The sequence below is a fragment of the Syntrophobacter fumaroxidans MPOB genome (assembly GCF_000014965.1).
GTDB lineage: Bacteria > Desulfobacterota > Syntrophobacteria > Syntrophobacterales > Syntrophobacteraceae > Syntrophobacter > Syntrophobacter fumaroxidans.
Genome location: NC_008554.1, coordinates 4,083,187 through 4,099,350 on the forward strand (window position 1 = coordinate 4,083,187; position 16,164 = coordinate 4,099,350).

Annotated in this window: 13 protein-coding genes; all 13 read right to left on the reverse strand. The window is 55.0% G+C overall.

Annotation, left to right across the window (positions count from 1 at the left end; translation table 11 throughout):
• Positions 1-78 precede the first annotated feature (78 nt).
• Positions 79-1,329 (reverse strand): phenylacetate--CoA ligase family protein, encoded by a 1,251-nt coding sequence (locus SFUM_RS17215; protein WP_011700130.1) that lies wholly within the window; start codon positions 1,327-1,329, stop codon positions 79-81.
• Between the two features lie 183 nt (positions 1,330-1,512).
• Positions 1,513-2,571, reverse strand: coding sequence for a CapA family protein (locus SFUM_RS17220; protein ID WP_011700131.1), 1,059 nt, complete (start codon positions 2,569-2,571; stop codon positions 1,513-1,515).
• Between the two features lie 29 nt (positions 2,572-2,600).
• The gene (locus tag SFUM_RS17225) at positions 2,601-3,464 is read right to left on the reverse strand and encodes a glycosyltransferase family 2 protein (RefSeq protein ID WP_049766413.1); all 864 of its coding nucleotides are present in this window, start codon (positions 3,462-3,464) and stop codon (positions 2,601-2,603) included.
• Between the two features lie 301 nt (positions 3,465-3,765).
• A complete protein-coding gene (locus SFUM_RS22985; RefSeq protein ID WP_011700133.1) occupies positions 3,766-4,767 on the reverse strand; it encodes a DUF6625 family protein in 1,002 nt (333 codons plus the stop codon).
• A 15-nt stretch (positions 4,768-4,782) separates the two neighbouring features.
• Positions 4,783-5,469 carry an FkbM family methyltransferase gene (locus SFUM_RS22645; RefSeq protein ID WP_167321367.1) on the reverse strand — a complete coding sequence of 229 codons (687 nt, stop codon included), beginning with the start codon at positions 5,467-5,469 and terminating at the stop codon, positions 4,783-4,785.
• Between the two features lie 226 nt (positions 5,470-5,695).
• The gene (locus SFUM_RS17230; RefSeq protein ID WP_011700135.1) at positions 5,696-6,949 is read right to left on the reverse strand and encodes a glycosyltransferase; all 1,254 of its coding nucleotides are present in this window, start codon (positions 6,947-6,949) and stop codon (positions 5,696-5,698) included.
• Positions 6,950-7,043: 94 nt separating this feature from the next.
• Entirely contained in the window at positions 7,044-8,291 is a 1,248-nt protein-coding gene (locus SFUM_RS22045; protein WP_011700136.1) for a glycosyltransferase, read from the reverse strand.
• On the reverse strand, positions 8,284-8,952 hold the full coding sequence (locus SFUM_RS17240; protein ID WP_011700137.1) for a methyltransferase domain-containing protein: 669 nt from the start codon (positions 8,950-8,952) through the stop codon (positions 8,284-8,286). The genes SFUM_RS22045 and SFUM_RS17240 overlap by 8 nt, the downstream gene beginning before the upstream one ends.
• 330 nt (positions 8,953-9,282) lie before the next feature.
• Positions 9,283-10,257: a glycosyltransferase gene (locus SFUM_RS22650; RefSeq protein WP_083764113.1), complete on the reverse strand. Its 975-nt coding sequence runs from the start codon at positions 10,255-10,257 to the stop codon at positions 9,283-9,285.
• A 189-nt stretch (positions 10,258-10,446) separates the two neighbouring features.
• A complete protein-coding gene (locus SFUM_RS17255) occupies positions 10,447-11,349 on the reverse strand; it encodes a glycosyltransferase family 4 protein (protein ID WP_167321368.1) in 903 nt (300 codons plus the stop codon).
• A gap of 469 nt (positions 11,350-11,818) precedes the next feature.
• Positions 11,819-13,198 carry an O-antigen polymerase gene (locus SFUM_RS17260; protein WP_041440844.1) on the reverse strand — a complete coding sequence of 460 codons (1,380 nt, stop codon included), beginning with the start codon at positions 13,196-13,198 and terminating at the stop codon, positions 11,819-11,821.
• A gap of 358 nt (positions 13,199-13,556) precedes the next feature.
• Complete coding sequence (locus tag SFUM_RS17265) at positions 13,557-14,603, reverse strand: glycosyltransferase (RefSeq protein ID WP_083764114.1); 1,047 nt, start codon at positions 14,601-14,603, stop codon at positions 13,557-13,559.
• A 50-nt stretch (positions 14,604-14,653) separates the two neighbouring features.
• Positions 14,654-15,808, reverse strand: a complete 1,155-nt coding sequence (locus tag SFUM_RS22655; protein WP_011700142.1) for a glycosyltransferase — start codon at positions 15,806-15,808, stop codon at positions 14,654-14,656.
• Positions 15,809-16,164: the final 356 nt, after the last annotated feature.

Genomic DNA, 16,164 nt, shown 5'->3' on the forward strand with positions numbered 1-16,164 from the left:
ATCGGCCCTCAAAGGGAGGTGTTCTTACGCGATATGAGAAAACAGCGGTTCCCTTTGGGGACAGGATGAAAAAGAGTTCTATATCTCGCTGAAAGAAGGCCCGGTCTGGAGGTTCTGAACCAGGCGGCGCAGCTTGCCTCGGGAAGTCAGAGGAATGTCCTCCACAGTCTTGACTTCAACGCTCAACTCCGACCCCGTCTTCCGGGCATAAGCCTCCTGCAAAGCTTTTTTCTCCAATGCCGTGAAACCACTCGAAACCATCACGCGCAGTTGAAGTTCTCCCGCGCGTTTCTGGTAATACTGGTAACGCACGATATGGTCAAAAAGCGGGCCATGCATGTTAAGTGCCGCGAGCGAAATCCTGGATCCCGTCTTCCCGATGACGAATTCCTGTCGCCACCGCCCTTCCACCTGATCGAAACGGTCAAAGGAGCGGCCGCAGGCACACTCGTGCCCAAGCATTCGTGCCTTGTCGCCCGTTCGATATCGAATCAGCGGCAGGGAACGGTTGATGAGACCGGTACCCACGATTTCTCCCGGTTCGCCTTCCTTTTGCAACACATTGCCGTTATCGTCGATGATTTCAAGTATGCCGTAGTCGGGAAAATGATGGTACGCAGGACTCTTTTCGCATTCGCCCGCCAGAACCACCCGCTCGCTGTGCCCGTACCACGAATACACCCTTGTCGAAAAGGCTTCTTCGATCAGCTCGCGTTGTCCTGGCAGAATCCCTTCGGAGGCCAGCAGAACGGCATCTAACTGCAAGCGAATACCAGTCTTCAGCCTGTTCCTGGTTATGAAGTCGGCGAGCAGCGATATGGCGGATGGATACCCGTGAATGAAGCGCGGACGATATTGCCCAAGTTTGTGGAGATACCGGTCGAGGGTGGCCTCGTTCATGTGGAACGGGGAAAACTGCAATTCGTTATAGACGGGGTTTGGCTGCCAGTAAATCCTATCGGATACGGACCGGAACTCGACCCCGCGAAAGGTTGCCTTTCTGCACCCGGGTGTGTACCCGACTCTCGCCCACTGCAAGTGCATAAAGGCCATCTCAATCGATTGGGATTGGTCGTCGAGGAAAAACCTCAGTTGATTGCCGGAGGTGCCCCCGGTGCTGCATTCATGGTGGGGAATCCGATCAAAATCCCGGGGAAGGTAGCCAGACATATCGCTCTGCAGGGTTTCCTTGTCGAGTAGGGGAAACTCCTGGAGAGCATCGAAGGGGCGGAATCTTGCAACAACCGATCTCAAATGCCTGTAAGCCGGGATCTGATCGCAGGCGAAACTCAGGATCTTCTCCAGCGCCTCTTCCTGGTAGGCGCGCATCTCGCCTCTATTCGCTCGATCGAGAAAACGGCCCCGTCTGATAGTCTCGGAGTAGCTCTTTCCCGCCAAGATATGAAACGGCACGAATCGGATCGGCGATTTCAGAAGAGGCGGTAAGCCTTCATAAATTCGTCGAAGTGTTGTGTAGGACAAGAAGTCTATACCCGGTTCATTCTCTTAGGCTCACTTGCGTGGCCACATTGGAGCAAGACTCTCTTCGAACTCTCTTACCGTTGTGAGAGGTGCCGCTTCTGTGCAAAGGCAGGCCATTCGCATGAGCAGAGTCTTCGGCAGCAGGTTCCAGAGCATCCATTTCACAATCACTCCAGGAAGGGGGGTTCTGCGTAACCGATTCCGCCAACTCGAATCCGACTTTCGTATATAGCGAGGCCCCACAGACCGCAACCATTTTCGCGTTGGCCATCCGCATACGCCCTTAAAGTCCTTCGAGATTTCATGCAGATATTTTTCGGCGCGGGGCTGGAGCGCCGCTGAAAAAGGCATCAACTCGTGGTGCCAGATGAATTGGTACACCCAGGAATCGTGCTCGGCAACCGAATAATCAACCGTCAATCCCAGGCCGGAAAGAGGGTGCTTTGCGCCTTCCACATGATCGAAGTCGAAATTGCCGAGAGAAAACCAGACCGGCTTTGCCCGGATGGTCTCGACGCCATGAATGGAATGCGCGTGATGCCCGAAGATCCCGTCGGCACCGGCCTCAATCCAATGTCTGGCCAGTTTGCGCTGCCGGGGGGACGGGTGGCCGGCGAATTCGCCCTCATATCCCCAGTGGGGTGTGATGAATACTCGGTCCGCATTCGGGCGGATGCGAGCGATCTCCCTTTCCACGGCGTCCAGGGGCAAGAGCATCCGGTTAGGGGGGTATCCCCGTTCCGCGCAACCAATGACGGCACACCGGTATCGGCCCACCTGAAGGCGGGCGAAAGGGAGGAACGTCAGACCATAGGGCTGTATCGTCGTCTCATCCATGAGCCGGCGCACGAGCCTTTCAAGGGCTTTCACACCCGCGTCGGCCGAGTGGTTGTTCGCAAGATTCAATGCCCGGAAAGGCGATCGCACGACCCATTCCCAGGCCGATTCCGGCAAGACAAGATGGTAGGCCTTCTCCGGGGTGTCGACCGGGGTTTGGGAAATAGCGCATTCAAAGTTCCCGACCCAGCAGATGTCCTCTTCCGCAGATGCCTGCTGTAGGATTTTTGGTGAGAGCAACCAGTCTTCCACAAACCGAATACGCCCCGGATTATTGCACGTCAAATCCGATTTGAAGGCCTTCTTGCTCGATCATCGCCCATGGGAGTCCTGTTGCGTTCCGCCTCGTACACCTTCGCGACCACCTGGATGCTGACTGAAGCGTATAAAAGAGAAAATAGAAACCCCGGTTTTCCATCAAGGAACCCCCCACGGAGCCCATACCGGTACCCGAACCTCAGAAGTGGCATGAGCGGCAGCAGCTTGGCGCCCATGCGTTTCATGCATTCCCTCCGGCGAAGAGGGTTCTTGGAGAAAAGTTGCCGCAGCCCGGGAGGTTCGCTCCTAAGACGCACCATCAGGTCCACTTCTTCAGTGCTATATCGATTGTGTTTGTCGAGCCAATTCGTTAAACCTTTACTGAAACCTTCGTGTATCCATCCCTCTTTCAGAAAGGCCGCCTTACCGTCCGTCACTTCGCGCTGACCGTGCCCTTCCTTCCGGTAGCGCACGGCCCCCATTTTGAGCAGTCTCAACTGGTAAGAGGGATAAAGGCCGGAATGGCGGAGCCATTTACCCATGAAGTGGTTCTTGCCGGCGATGAATGCCCCGACGGTGTCGCCCGGTGAGCGAATGTACTCGCCGATCTCCCGGGCCAGTTCCGGAACGCAGAATTCATCGGCATCGACAAAGAGAACCCATTCGTGTTTCGGCTGAACGTTGTCGAGCGCCCAGTTGCGCTGGTCGCCGAAATCCTTGAAAGGGTGAGTGAATACCCGGATGTCCGGACGGGCCTGCGCAGCCAGCTCCAGGGTCCGGTCGGCGCTTCCAGAGTCAACGATGACCACATCATCCGCCCAGTCGAGGCAATTGAGGCAGCGAACGATGTTGATTTCCTCGTTGAAGGTGAGGATGATGGCGGTCAAGGGAGTTTCAGGCATAATAATGGAAAAAGAAGTGGCCACTCGCTTCTTAACAAAAAACAGCTCATTTAGAATGTTTGAGATAGTGTATTAATTTGAAATCTAAAATGCATCAGTGAATTGCCTAACAAAATCCTTATAATATATAATACATTTCTTTAAAAATAATATTTGATCAAATAATCCAATATTTTAATACTGGATAAGTTAAAATTCCAATCGATGATGAATATAACTCACTTTTCCCAAACTTATCATAATTTGATAGTAATACAATGCATATCATAATACGTTAATATATAGTCTATGTATGATTGGCAAATCTATATTGTATGTATGATTTAATATGTCTAAACAGTTGGTTTTGTAGAGCCAAATCAACTGCTCTTTTTAGTCGCTTTTTCCAGCATGGTATAATTTGGCTTCTTCTGTGAAAAAAAACATATAATGGTGAGTCCTGCTCTCCGATCTCAAAAACGCCATAAGGAGTAATTCGATAGTTTGTAGGAATCACATTCCAATGTGGGAATGTAAAAAAGCTGCTCATCTTGTTTCTGACGAAATGATATATAATATATTCCTTCCCATTGTAATAAATGCGCCCATTCTGGAATACTGCACTCTGCTTGCGCGGTATGTACTCTAAAGCAATATTTTTGAAATAAGGCCGAAGTTGCATTTCCATTTCCATTTTTTTTACGACTTGAGTAAAACTCACAATATTAGTCTTGATATCAAATATTGATATTCCTTCTCGTAATTGTTGCCATTCATGGGCACATTCATCAAAATCATAATATTTGTGTGCATCTGCAAATACAGATTCGTAGTCTGGGCTATTCATATATAAATAATTGCAGCACCCACAATTTCTAATCAAAAATAACGAACCGGTGGCATATTCTTTCCTTACAAATAATACATCATATACATCTAATAGTTCTCTTGTAAAAAATGAACGAATATTTCCCAAAATCAAATCTATATCAGTATATCCCCAAAAATCGTACTCATGAAATATACTTCGAAAAATATTACCAAGTGCAGGTTTTAGGTCGCACAGCTTATAAGGGTTCACAAGATCTATATTAATTCCCAACATATTGGTCGACAATTTGTTGAATTCTTCAAGAGTTAAGTGAATTGTTCGGCAATTTTCAGGAAGATAAGATTTTATCAATTCCCAGTGATCGCCGATAAGAACAAAATCAACAGACGGATTTCTTGAGCAGCTATCAATAAAAAATGGATGATAAACAGGAAGTTTTCCAAAGTAGACTGATGCTATACAAATACTGTGTTTCATTCTGTGGTCCTCATATCATGAACCTTCAATCACTTTTCTTACGGCGAGAGTATCTTTGCTATCCTCAGTATATTGATATCCGTTTTGTAGTAGTCTGGTACGGCTTTCAATTTTTTCACCTTGCTCTAAATTCAAATGCTCAAAATAAATAATACTTGGCTTGATTCCGATGCTAAGTGCTTCTCGCACGATTTTCCAATCATAGCCTTCTGCATCAATAAATAACAAAGAAAGTCTTGATATCCCATACTTGGCAAAGAGAGATGAAAGTGAAATAGAAGTTACAACTATTTCCCGCAAATAATCCCCGAATTGTGGATTAGTATTAAGTCGCTTAAATGCTATTTCTCGATGGAGAGAGGCCGTCTTACTCAGTGCTTTGAGTCTTAATGTATCATGGGTTTCATGTCTCCACATGGAAATTTTCCCATCGTGACCGGCGACTGCGGCATTTTCGAAGTGCAATTGAGCTTGATCCTTATAATTTTGAATCAATTCTTCATAAATATCAGGAAGTGGTTCCACAAGAATACCTTTTAAGTTCCATCTAAGAATATGTTTCCTTAAAGGATCTTCATCTACTCCATTGTTGGCACCTATTTGAACGAAGACAAAGTCGGAAATAGCCATGCGTGCAAGATGGGCTTCGATTGCCAGATCTAATAAATTCATGGTGGATTCAGGATATTTCCAGGATTTCATGATGATATATCCCAACTTACGTGCTGAACCATGGATGAATGTATGTAGTATTTTATATAAGTACATAAATTCCTTTCAGGTTTAGGCACACCATGGAGGAGGTGTGATGTACCTGACAAAGGGGGAACGCAATGAGTGCGTGACGCAACCGGGTTAGCCCAGCTTCTATGTGCCGGCGATGGGGCGGATTTGTGCGAGGGGCTTCGGACGAGTGCGCAGCAGAAGCTCAACCAAATGAATGAGCTATTGGCAGAGCCGCGTAGACCGCAAGCAGGCGGTCAACGATCTTCGGCCAGGAGAAGCGTTCCAGCGCAAGGTTTCGTGCGGCTTGGGCACAGGAAGCCAGCGCGGTTGAATCCGCGAACAGCCTCAAAATTGCATCCGCCACGCCGTCGGGCGTGGTATCGGCCTGCACTCCGGCTCCTTCCCGGGCGATTTCGGGGAGGTTGCAGCCGTCGGTCACGATGGTGGGCAACCCGTGTGCGAGGGCCTCAAGCACCGCCACGGGCAATCCCTCGGAATACGAAGGCAGGATGAAGGCGTCGGCCAGGGCGAAGCAGGCTTCTTTCGCCCGGCCTTTCACCTCTCCCAGAAACACGATACGAGCCGGGGCACGATTCTCCTCGCGGATCGCGGCACCGTGACGGCGGGCGGACGCCGGGGTTGGCCGGGCAGAGGAGGAGTCCACCAGGCCGGGGAAGAGCGCTTCCGCGGCGGCGATCGTCTTGACGAGTTCCCCGCTCCCGTTGTCGGACCCCGCGATCACCAGCCGCAGGTCGAGCAGCTTTTCAGCCGCCTGCGCAAAGGCGGGCAGCAACAGGTCGAGTCCCTTCTTGGGGTGGATGCGACCGAGGAAAAGGAGCCGCCGCAATCCGTCCGTTTTCTTGTAAGCGTTTCGTTTGGGATTTGGTTCCAGTCCCGGCCCTGGCAGAGCTCCGTCGACGAGCACGCCGTTGGGAATGACCACGCACTTCGCGGTGACCCCCATCGCCCGGACCTGCTCAACTTCGCGCGGGGTCAGGCAATGGACCCGCGCCGCGCGGTTCAGGAGAGGGATTTCGAAGAACCGGTCATATAAACGGTTTCTCACGGACCGTCGGCCCAGGTTCCAGTCTTCATACGACCCCTGGGGAGCGACGATGTAAGGGACACCCGCTCCGGCAGCGCAACGCATGGTCCACCAGGTCGCGAAATTCCGCACGGCCTGGATGTGAACCACGTCGAAGCGGCCGATGTCCCGCGACACCGCGCGGGCAAAGCTTGTGGAGAATCCGGGGTGGTCGAAGGGAAGGGACAGATCGAAGACACGGGTCTTCACAAATGTGGGGTCGGGAGCCGCCTCGAGCACGCCGGGAGGTTTGCGGACGTGATAGAGCCACACCTCGTGTCCTCGCCGCGCCTGTTCCTCGGCCATGGGAAGAATGGCGTGAGTGGTGCCCGAGGATTGGTTCACCCCCCTGACGACGTGCAGGATTTTCATGGTTTCACTTGTGGCGGTCGGTCTGCGCGCCGGGCGGAGGATCGCGAGCCGGAACCATCCGCGCGCCCCCGCGGGATCGTCGGGGTGGTGTCGATCATGCGGTCATTGCGGCCCATAAGGCCTCTCCGAAACGGGACGGGCCCCACCGGGAGACGATCTCCCACGATTGCCCGCCCATGTCCGCGCGCTCGCCCGGCGTCATTTCGCTCATTCTCACCAGCGCCGCGCAGATGGCCCCGACGTCGAAGGGATCGAACAGAAAACCGTTGAGTCCTTCCTCAACCAGCTCGAAACCCGCGCCCACCGTCCGCGACACGAGCACGGGCAGCCCACTGGCACAGGCTTCGTTCACCACGAGCCCCCAGGGCTCCGACCTGGCCGGGTGGACAAACGCTCCCGCCGGCCCGTAATATCGAGGCAGCTCCTCGTACTGGACGAAACCCGGCCACCGCACGTGCTCGTCCAGGGCGAGCTCCGAGCAGAGCGCCCTGAGCCGGGGTTCTTCCTCGCCGCTTCCCGTCACCACGAGGTCCCAGGGATCGGCGAACTCTCTTCGGTACGATGCGTAAGCCCGCAGCAGTCCGTCGATGTTCTTGCGCGCGATGAGGCGCGTGTTTGCATAGAAATAGAGCGGGCCGTCCCCGGCATGAGGCAAATGCACGGGAGAGGGCGCGGGCATGCCGCGCTCTCCTTGATCGACGGTTGCACGGGACACGACCGTTTCGGTCCCGGGGGAAGGATTCCGCGCTTTCGGCATGCCGCCCTTCCGTGTGGGCGTCGATGTGCGAACCGCTTGCGCTGCCGCGCGGAAATAATCGTTGTCGACGACGTCATACCCTTGAAACACGCGTTCGGCAGGCATGCCGAGCTTCACGACGTATTCCCGGTGAGGCGCCCCGCCGACGAGCGCCGCGTCGAAGCGTCTCACGATCCAGGATTTCACCCATTCTTTCCAGACAGGAGGCCGAGGCTTTCCCGGCAGGGATTCCGAGAAGGCCACCGCCCTCCTGCCGTTCTTTCGACACCACGCAAGCGCCGCCCGCGCTTCCGGGACGCTCCACCCGTTGATGCCCACGCCGTCCGGCTGGAGCTTATCCAGTTCCAGACCCACGGCCCGGGCGATCGCGCCGGCGGACAGTTCGTCGTAGTGCCGGTCCGGAAAGAGGCAGTGCCGGGCAAAGTCGGCGGCTCCATCCGTCCGCCGCCACCCGTAGTGGTCCATGCCCGCCACTTCGATGCCGTGCACGACCGCGCCGTCCCGCGCGGCACGTTCGGCCGCTCCTCGCAGGCGAGCGAGATGGTAGGGACCAAAGCGCATCCAGAGGACCGCGATGCTACGCATTCGATGCCGTTGCCTGTCCGAGCGGATCGTGTTTTCTCGCCACCACCCAGGTGCTCATGGGCCAGGACCGCACGTTCCAGGCGGCGATCCGGTGCGCCGGGTGCCAGGCGGCATGGGGCACGGGTTCGCGTCGCAGCCCGAGAAAGCCGTAGAGAAGCACCAACGGGTTTCCCCATGCGTCCGCCTCGATGATGTCTCCGAACGGTTTGACCAGCAGCGCCAGCCCTTCGGGCGTAAACCGCCAGAAATCGCCCGGCGACCCGTGAACCGGGGTCATGAAACAGGAAGTGTGCACCACCAGCCCTCCCGGTTTCACGACGCGGAAACTCTCCGCCACCGCCGCGAAAGGGTCTCCTTCGACGTGCTCGACAACCTGGTCGCTCACGACCGCCTCGAACCGATCGTCCTCGAACGGCAGACCGAGGATATTGCATTCCGGGTACGACGCATCGGTGATCTGTTCCGGGCCGAAACCCAGCAGCCGGGCCAGATCCTCCGATCCGCTGACCGCGAGCGCCCGCTCGCCCGGTCTCCTCTCGCGCCGATGCGCTCCCAGCCTTGCGTACATGGTGTACCGGCTGACGTGCGGCCCTTTGGCCAGACCAATGGTCGCCATCCTGTACAGTGTGCGAAAAACCAAGGCAGTGAACGTCCTAACCATTTGATATCATCCTCCAGGAAAAAAATTGGATGCTCTCTTGCTATCGACGTGGTGACAGGGATCAGCGGCTTGTGACAATCACCGGAAATTACAGGTCTTGGAAGCACCTTGACCAATTCCTGCGAAAAGCCGGTTCCAGGTGTGCCCGACATGTTGCCAACTTATATCATCAGGTAATGCCGAACAGTGTCCGCACTTTAGAAAGGCAATGCCGGCAGAGCACCTCGTTTGGACACGACGTGGCGATTTCGTCCCGAGATGTCGAAGTGGTCCCGTACAGGCTGCTCACTGAGCGGTCAAAGGGTTCCGAGACTCCTAGCGGCGGTACTGCTATGCTCTTGTGTGGTGAACATGATGCGCGAAGACTTTTATCGACCGTTTCCAGAACATCCATGCGGCATGGAGCAGTCGGAAGCGCACCGCCTCGAACAGCGGACGACGCTTCCAGAGCTCGTACCGCTCACGCAGCGGACCTTCCAGCAGCTCTGTCCATCTTTGTGTGGTTGCTTTCCAATCGTATTCGACTGCCTTCTTCCGACCGTTTTCTACCAGCATCCGGTACAACTCGGGGTTTTCCCTCAGTGCGATGATCGCCTCAACCACTTCCTCAGGAGTCCGCACCCCGAGGTAGTCCTGGCCGTTGCAGCCTATCTGTTCGAAAGCGGGCTCATCCAAGGCCACGAAGGGCACACCCGCCAACCATGCATTGATCAGCTTGGTGGGTGGTTTGCGACGAATGCGGTAGGGCGCCATGAACCTCAGACTCAGAGACAAGTCCAAATCCGAGAAGTTGTTCCATGTTTCTTCCCCGCGCACTATGAAGTCAATCCCGTTCACGCGAAGCCTCTCACCAATGCGTTTAAATTCCGTCTCGTTGTCGACGCGGCCAAGGAATCCTGCGCGGCGGACTTCCGCCCGGTCATGGGCACGCGGCAGAAGCCCCGCTTGAGGCCAATGGGGAATCCACACGGCACTTGGACCTGCTTGAAGCTGATTCTGCACTACGTCCAGATGTCGAAATGGAACGCGAGTGGTCCAATCCGCCAGGCATGTGATCAGGAAGCACGGGGGGACGACCTTCATTTCGGATACGGTTCGGACATGAGTCAAATTGATTTGCTCGAATGATAAGGAAGACGATATTCTAGCCTTCAAGCCGGTTTTCTTCATCAAATAATATGTAAGAAGAACCCATGCATAGCGGCCATCATTGAATATATGGAAGTCTTTATGCGATGGTTCCCAATCATCATGACTATGTTTCAGATCATTTGGTATTACAAAATTGTAAACTATATCACTCATATGAAATCTAAATATTGATTCTAATTGCCAAATTTACTATATCGTGGTTATGTTACTAAATTAAACATATTTATTTCTTATTGATTAATTTCTGAATCGATTGTATATGTTAGATATGTACATTATTATATGAAATGGAAAAGAACTAAAAATAGTGCTCTTAAATGGAAGCGGATGCTATCGTATTGTTCAGTATTTTATGGCATTTTCCAAATAGAATGCATATGTATTCACCGTGAATTCTCGTGATCGTTCAAGAGCCCGAAGTGACATTTCCTGTAATAATGAGGGATTTCCTTCCAGGAGAGCCAATTTCTCGGCGATCGAAGCTGGGGATCTAACAGGGACGATGAAGCCATCGATCATATCGCGGACTATGGAGCCGGCATTGGGTGTCGTGATCACCGGCACCGCTCGGGCAAGTGCCTCATAACAAACGTTGGCGGACCCCTCGGAGATGGTGGGCAACACCAGGATGTCTGCCCACGCGTAGTGCTCAACCATTTCCGAGCGCGGCACTGCCCCTCGTACCTCCGCCACCCTCCCGAGCATGGCAAGAGCTTGCCGACTGATCGCAGGTGGACCCACAATCCGCCACTTCGCGCGGCCAGCTCCGAATAGCCGTATGGCCTCGTGAAGATAGGGGAGCCCCTTGCGCAAGTTGAGTGTGCCGGCAAAAAGGATGTGCAACCCGGCTGTAGATCGCGTGCGGCTTTGCATCAAATTGTTGCTCCGCTGTCCGCATCGCTTTTCCTGCTTTTCCGCCGGCGTGACATGTTCAGTTGCCGGTGGCTGCATGCCATGATCGCATGGGTAAGGGACCACGCGGGATTTCTTTGCGGGGCCCCCCAATACCCGAATGCCTTCCGCTACATATTCCGACCCGCAGATAATCCGGTCCGCCAGTTGCCATTCTTCTTCTTCGCGCTCGGCCATTGGAAGCCAATTGTAGATGGAGTCGGCTTCGGTCGACCAGTCCGGCCACCGTTCGGATTCCGAGATCAACAACTCGGCATCGTGTCGCATCGGGGCGGAGGTCTGGTCCAACACGCGGAAAAGGCCCAGTCTTTTCGCCTCCTTCAAGACCTCCAACCCCGCTCCATTGAAGACATATACCCCGTCAGCAGAGCCAAAGCCTTTCCCGATCACGAGCTCATTGAACCGTCTGTTGCGATGCAGCCACCAGGAGATGTTGTTCCCTCCGGGTTTGCGTCGCGAGGGACCGAGCAAAGCGGAAACGGTGAAGATGAAAAGGCCCGTCACTTTTCCACGGGGCAAACCGGAGGAACGGGCTGCCAGTCGCGAGAGAGCGTCTCTGCGAAGAAACGCCGGAACGAGATCAGCCAGCGACCAGGGAAACAGGTCCCCGCAGGCGTCGGTTACCAACCTATCCAGCATGCCTGCCCCATGCAGAACCCTGGGTACCGCGTAGTGGCGTCTCGCCCCTATTTGTGCGACCAGAAGCCTCATCGGATCCTCTCCGGACAGGTGCGGAGAAGCACCTTGGAGAATTGACGGGGGACCGGAAAAGTCGGTTGGCAGTGCAGCATTGAACGGAAACTCACCTGAGGAGGCCCGGTACCGGGGCGACGCTACGGCCCTGCCGCTCGAGCCGCAGCCTTGATTGCCAAAGCCGCCAGTCGCGTTGCAGGATGAGCCGCCACCCAATCCAGCAGAACCCGCTCATCAGCAGGAACCGCTGTAAGAATGCCGAAACGCTCTGAGTGGGGATATAAATTGACAGCATCATTGCCAGGCAGAGTTCCATCAGCCAAATTCCCCCCAACAGGCGGGCGCGGCGCCAAACAAACCCAACCAGCGCTCCGTACAAGAACGCGACGATCAGGCCCCCCCAGGAGAATTCCACAAAAAGGTCGGCCACAAAACCCGTCGCGAAACCGGCGAGAGGCTCCCAGCCCATGACCCTCAAGAAGTCATACGCATCGGGCGCACCGCTGGTGCCCCAATAGTAAACCTGCTGCTTATCCTCGAAAAACTGCCTGGGGATCGGACGTACGAAATAGGTCACAAGATACCTGCTCCCCCAGTTGTACTTGCCGCTTTCCATGCTCGTCACTATCAGAGCGGCCCCCGTTGTGAATGTTCCGCCCTCGCTGCCACGCTCTTCCTGGATCGACTCCAGGAAACGATCAACTTCCATTCCCTCGGTGCTGCCGAGGTAAACATGCTTTCGTTGTGACCCCCAGAACAAGACCGCAAGGCTGCATACCAGTGTGGCAATCGCAAGGGCTTTTATGGTCGGTTGTTTGCCTCTGATGAGAAACCAGCACAACATAAGTGTCATCAAAGAGAGGAAAAGAGGGCCACGCCGCCCTCCGAAGGTCCCCTGGATCAGACCGGGAAGCATCATGAGCGCGCAACAGACCAACTGGCGTGCGAGTTTGCCCCTGCCGGACCGTGAAGCAGCAAAAGCGATGGCCGCTGGAAATCCGGCCAGCATGGATTCGTCCAGATAACCCACCCCGGTGCTCCCGCCGCCTTTCGCCTGGCCAAACGCCGACAGGAAACCGCCCGAGTGTATGATACCGGACCAATAGCCAAAGTGGGCGAAGGCCGCTAAAAATACGGCCAGTTTGGTGACCTTCGGCCGCAGCCTGCGCATGAAGGCAAGCATCTCGTCAAAAGATGAAAGGGCTGCGCTACGCGGGATCTTTTTCGTTTGCCACAGGCATCCCGCAAAATAGGCGGAAATGAAGGCAAGATTCACTGACAGAACGATTGTCAGCCGCTCGCTGTCGATCAAGGCGGGGAAGGCATCCTCCAGTATGCCCAGGAAGGGTGTCCAGGCGTAAGCTCCGAACATCAGCGGCCCGATGATCAGAACGGGGTGAATGGTCTCCTTGTATTTGATCCAGACCCAGATCATCGCCCCGAGACAGACCAACGCCGTAAGAAAGATCAACGAGTACTGAATGGTCATGATGTGGGAATTCGTTTCCCGGGCCCCATCCGGCTTCAGCGCGAGCCTTCGAGTCCCGTGAACTGGGGGTGTTTCCTGCCTCAGCCCTTCGACCCGATTGAATCGGAAATCATCCTCATTTCGGTGTTTTAAGTCTTGAGCACGGAAAGGGCGCCTGCGTAACATTTCGGAGTCACGGGCGCGCAATGCGCGCGAAATGACACCCCATCAACAAAGGAGCGAAGCAGCCGAAGGGCCTCATCGCTGGATGCGTATGTCGGGCGTGGAGCTATCAGCGATGCTTCGCAAAGGCATTCTGAAACGCAGATTTCTTCGCACGACTCAAGAGAGGGACCTGGAGATCACGGTTTCGGGACGCTCAGGGATTCGAGGTGCACACATAGCTCATATCTGCGATGCTTCCATGACCTTCCAGGGCGGCTGGATACATGGGGATGGGCTCGGCGCCGTGAGGGGGAAGATTGATATAAGAGCGCCACTGTGTAAAGGTCATCGGCATGCGGAGGTCACGGAAGCGCAGGCACCCAGCGATGCCTCGCGCGATTCCCTCCAATCTCGGAGGGATGCTCTCCCAGGAGAACCGGTAAACCAGAAGCTTCCACGCATGACGGAGAATCGACGGCAAGACGAGCGGGCCGGGAAGATACCAGTAGTCAAACAGTATCTGGTTGGCTATTGCGTGGACACCCCTGCTCCCAGTGTCTCGAATGGGACTCTTGGAGTGGACAATCGGCCCAACGGCGACGTACCCGATCCGATACCCTTTCAGCAGAAGCCGAACGCAGAGGTCGCGCTCTTCACCGTCGATGAGCAATGCGGTACGAAAGCTTCCAGCCTCACAAAAAGCGGATTTCCGCACGGCTGCGGCACACGCCACGAACGATTTCATTCCCTCGGGCGGAACCCGCCCGGCCAAGGGACTGTCGAGCTTATTCCGCGGATTGAAAGGCTCGACAAAGGTCATCGCCAGGCCTCCAATATCCTCGGCCGCCCTTATTGCACAGGATACCTTCTTGAGGGTGGTGTTATCGGTAAAGAACGCATCGTCGTCCAGGAAAACCAGGACTTCGCCCGCCGCATGCTCGGCGCAACGATTACGCGCAACGCACGGTCCCGTGTTCGATGGTGCTTTCATGTAGATTACATCGGGATATTTTTCGGAAATCAACGCAGCGACACGGCCATCCGTGCTGTTATCGAATACGAAAACCTCGAAACTGACCCCCGTCTGGGCGAACGATGACCGCAATGCTCGTTCTAATTCCGGGGGTCGATTGCACGCAACGATGATAACGCTGACGTCAATTTCTGCCATCAGAGTGAAGCTCCAGAGCCGGCAATCCCGATAATCCGGGCTGAACGGGGGGGCCATGCAGGGAGAAAAGCGCTGTTCTCTCAAAGTCATCGAGCGTCAATGCCCGCATCCCAATGGGCGGAGGGACAAGTCTTGCGAATTCAAAGGATTGCCCGTCCCCTAAGGGCCGCCCGGTACACCCCGGCAATCTCTTCGTCCACCCGGTTGAAGCCAAACCTCATCCATGCCCTTTCCCGGGCAGCAGACCCCAGGGCGAGTCGCATTTGCGGGTCTTGCGCCAAATCCTCCAGCACCGCAGCCAAGGCACAGGGAGTGACTTCAGGCACAATGACGCCGCTTTGCCCGGAACCGATCAACTCCGCCACTCCGTCAAACGGTGCGGAAACCACGGGTATGCCTGCGGCCATCGCTTCAAGGATGGTCATCGGCATTCCCTCGCGCGCGGTCGAGGGGAAAACGAAGACATCCAGTTCAGCCAAGAATGCTGGGATGTCGTTCACGAATCCTCGGAAGTCGAACCGATTTTCAAGCCCGAGCTCCGCCACAAGCGCGCGGCATCGGGCTTCGGTGCTGCCATACCCGGCAAATCGGACCTCAACGTCAAACCCTCGACCGACGATTTCGGCAACCGCTTGGATCAATACCTCATGCCCTTTTCCGGGGAGAAACAGCGACGTCATTCCCACCACCAGGCGTTCTCCGGTTCCGTGTTTCGAGCTCCGTGCCGGCTGAACGGCACTGAGGTCGACGCCATTCGGAATTACGGTCAGGACATCCGGTTTCCATCGCAGGTGGGCCGCCGTGAATTGGGCCACTCTGCCGGACACGGCGATCATGCGCGGTCGAGCAAGCCGGTGCGCCAGACCGGTCCATGACCTGTAAAACCGCGCTCTAGGACGTGACGACCACAACCACGGCCAGGTATCGTGGATATGCCAGACATGGCGGAGGCCCATACCGGCACCTGCCAGGGCGGAGAGGCGACACGCGGGCCACATGTGGGAATGGATGATGTCCGGTTGGAAATCTCTCAGAACGGACCGGAAGTTGAGGGCAAAGCGGAAAAGCCCTGGAAAGTCTTTCAAACTGCCCGAGAATTCCAAGCTCCGGGAATCATCTATATTTACAAGATTAGACGGCTCAAGACCACGCGGTGAGAACACGCATAGAGCGGGTTGGCAGTCTTTTCGTCGTTGTTGGTAGCGGATCAGGGTTTGCATGAAACGCGCCCCGCCGCCCGCCCAGAGAGCGTCAACACAGTGGAGGACACGCACCGTCGGTGTTGTTCCTGTCATGAATCGGCGTTGCTCGAGCCAGAGCGATCCTGTGTTTCATGGCGGTACGCCTTTATCGAGAAACGCAATCCGCCTCGGTGTTTATTATCCACGGGAAAGGCGAACGTCTTCTTCCTATCTGCCTGAGAAATCCAGAGAGCCGTCAAGACCACAGTAACCATTGAAACGACCGAGTTGGCCGCTTACCATTTCGCTCCTATCCATGGGAACAGGAGATGAGCGTGAAATGCCCCCGCGCTGGTGTCCATCAGCGCTTACTAGCGATGGCTCAAAATTATGGTTCTGCTCGGATGCAGAGAGCATCGGTTTTCTCACGATTGAGAAGATGACCTGTGGAAGCAAGACTCGGGAATTGA

Coding starts and splice junctions, on each gene's coding strand:
- SFUM_RS22645 (WP_167321367.1), bottom strand. CDS start 5,469: ATGAAATCCTGGAAATATCCTGAATCCACCATGAATTTATTAGATCTG.
- SFUM_RS22985 (WP_011700133.1), bottom strand. CDS start 4,767: ATGAAACACAGTATTTGTATAGCATCAGTCTACTTTGGAAAACTTCCT.
- SFUM_RS22650 (WP_083764113.1), bottom strand. CDS start 10,257: ATGAGTGATATAGTTTACAATTTTGTAATACCAAATGATCTGAAACAT.
- SFUM_RS17265 (WP_083764114.1), bottom strand. CDS start 14,603: ATGACTTTGAGAGAACAGCGCTTTTCTCCCTGCATGGCCCCCCCGTTC.
- SFUM_RS17260 (WP_041440844.1), bottom strand. CDS start 13,198: ATGACCATTCAGTACTCGTTGATCTTTCTTACGGCGTTGGTCTGTCTC.
- SFUM_RS22045 (WP_011700136.1), bottom strand. CDS start 8,291: ATGCGTAGCATCGCGGTCCTCTGGATGCGCTTTGGTCCCTACCATCTC.
- SFUM_RS17215 (WP_011700130.1), bottom strand. CDS start 1,329: ATGCGCGCCTACCAGGAAGAGGCGCTGGAGAAGATCCTGAGTTTCGCC.
- SFUM_RS17240 (WP_011700137.1), bottom strand. CDS start 8,952: ATGGTTAGGACGTTCACTGCCTTGGTTTTTCGCACACTGTACAGGATG.
- SFUM_RS22655 (WP_011700142.1), bottom strand. CDS start 15,808: ATGACAGGAACAACACCGACGGTGCGTGTCCTCCACTGTGTTGACGCT.
- SFUM_RS17230 (WP_011700135.1), bottom strand. CDS start 6,949: ATGAAAATCCTGCACGTCGTCAGGGGGGTGAACCAATCCTCGGGCACC.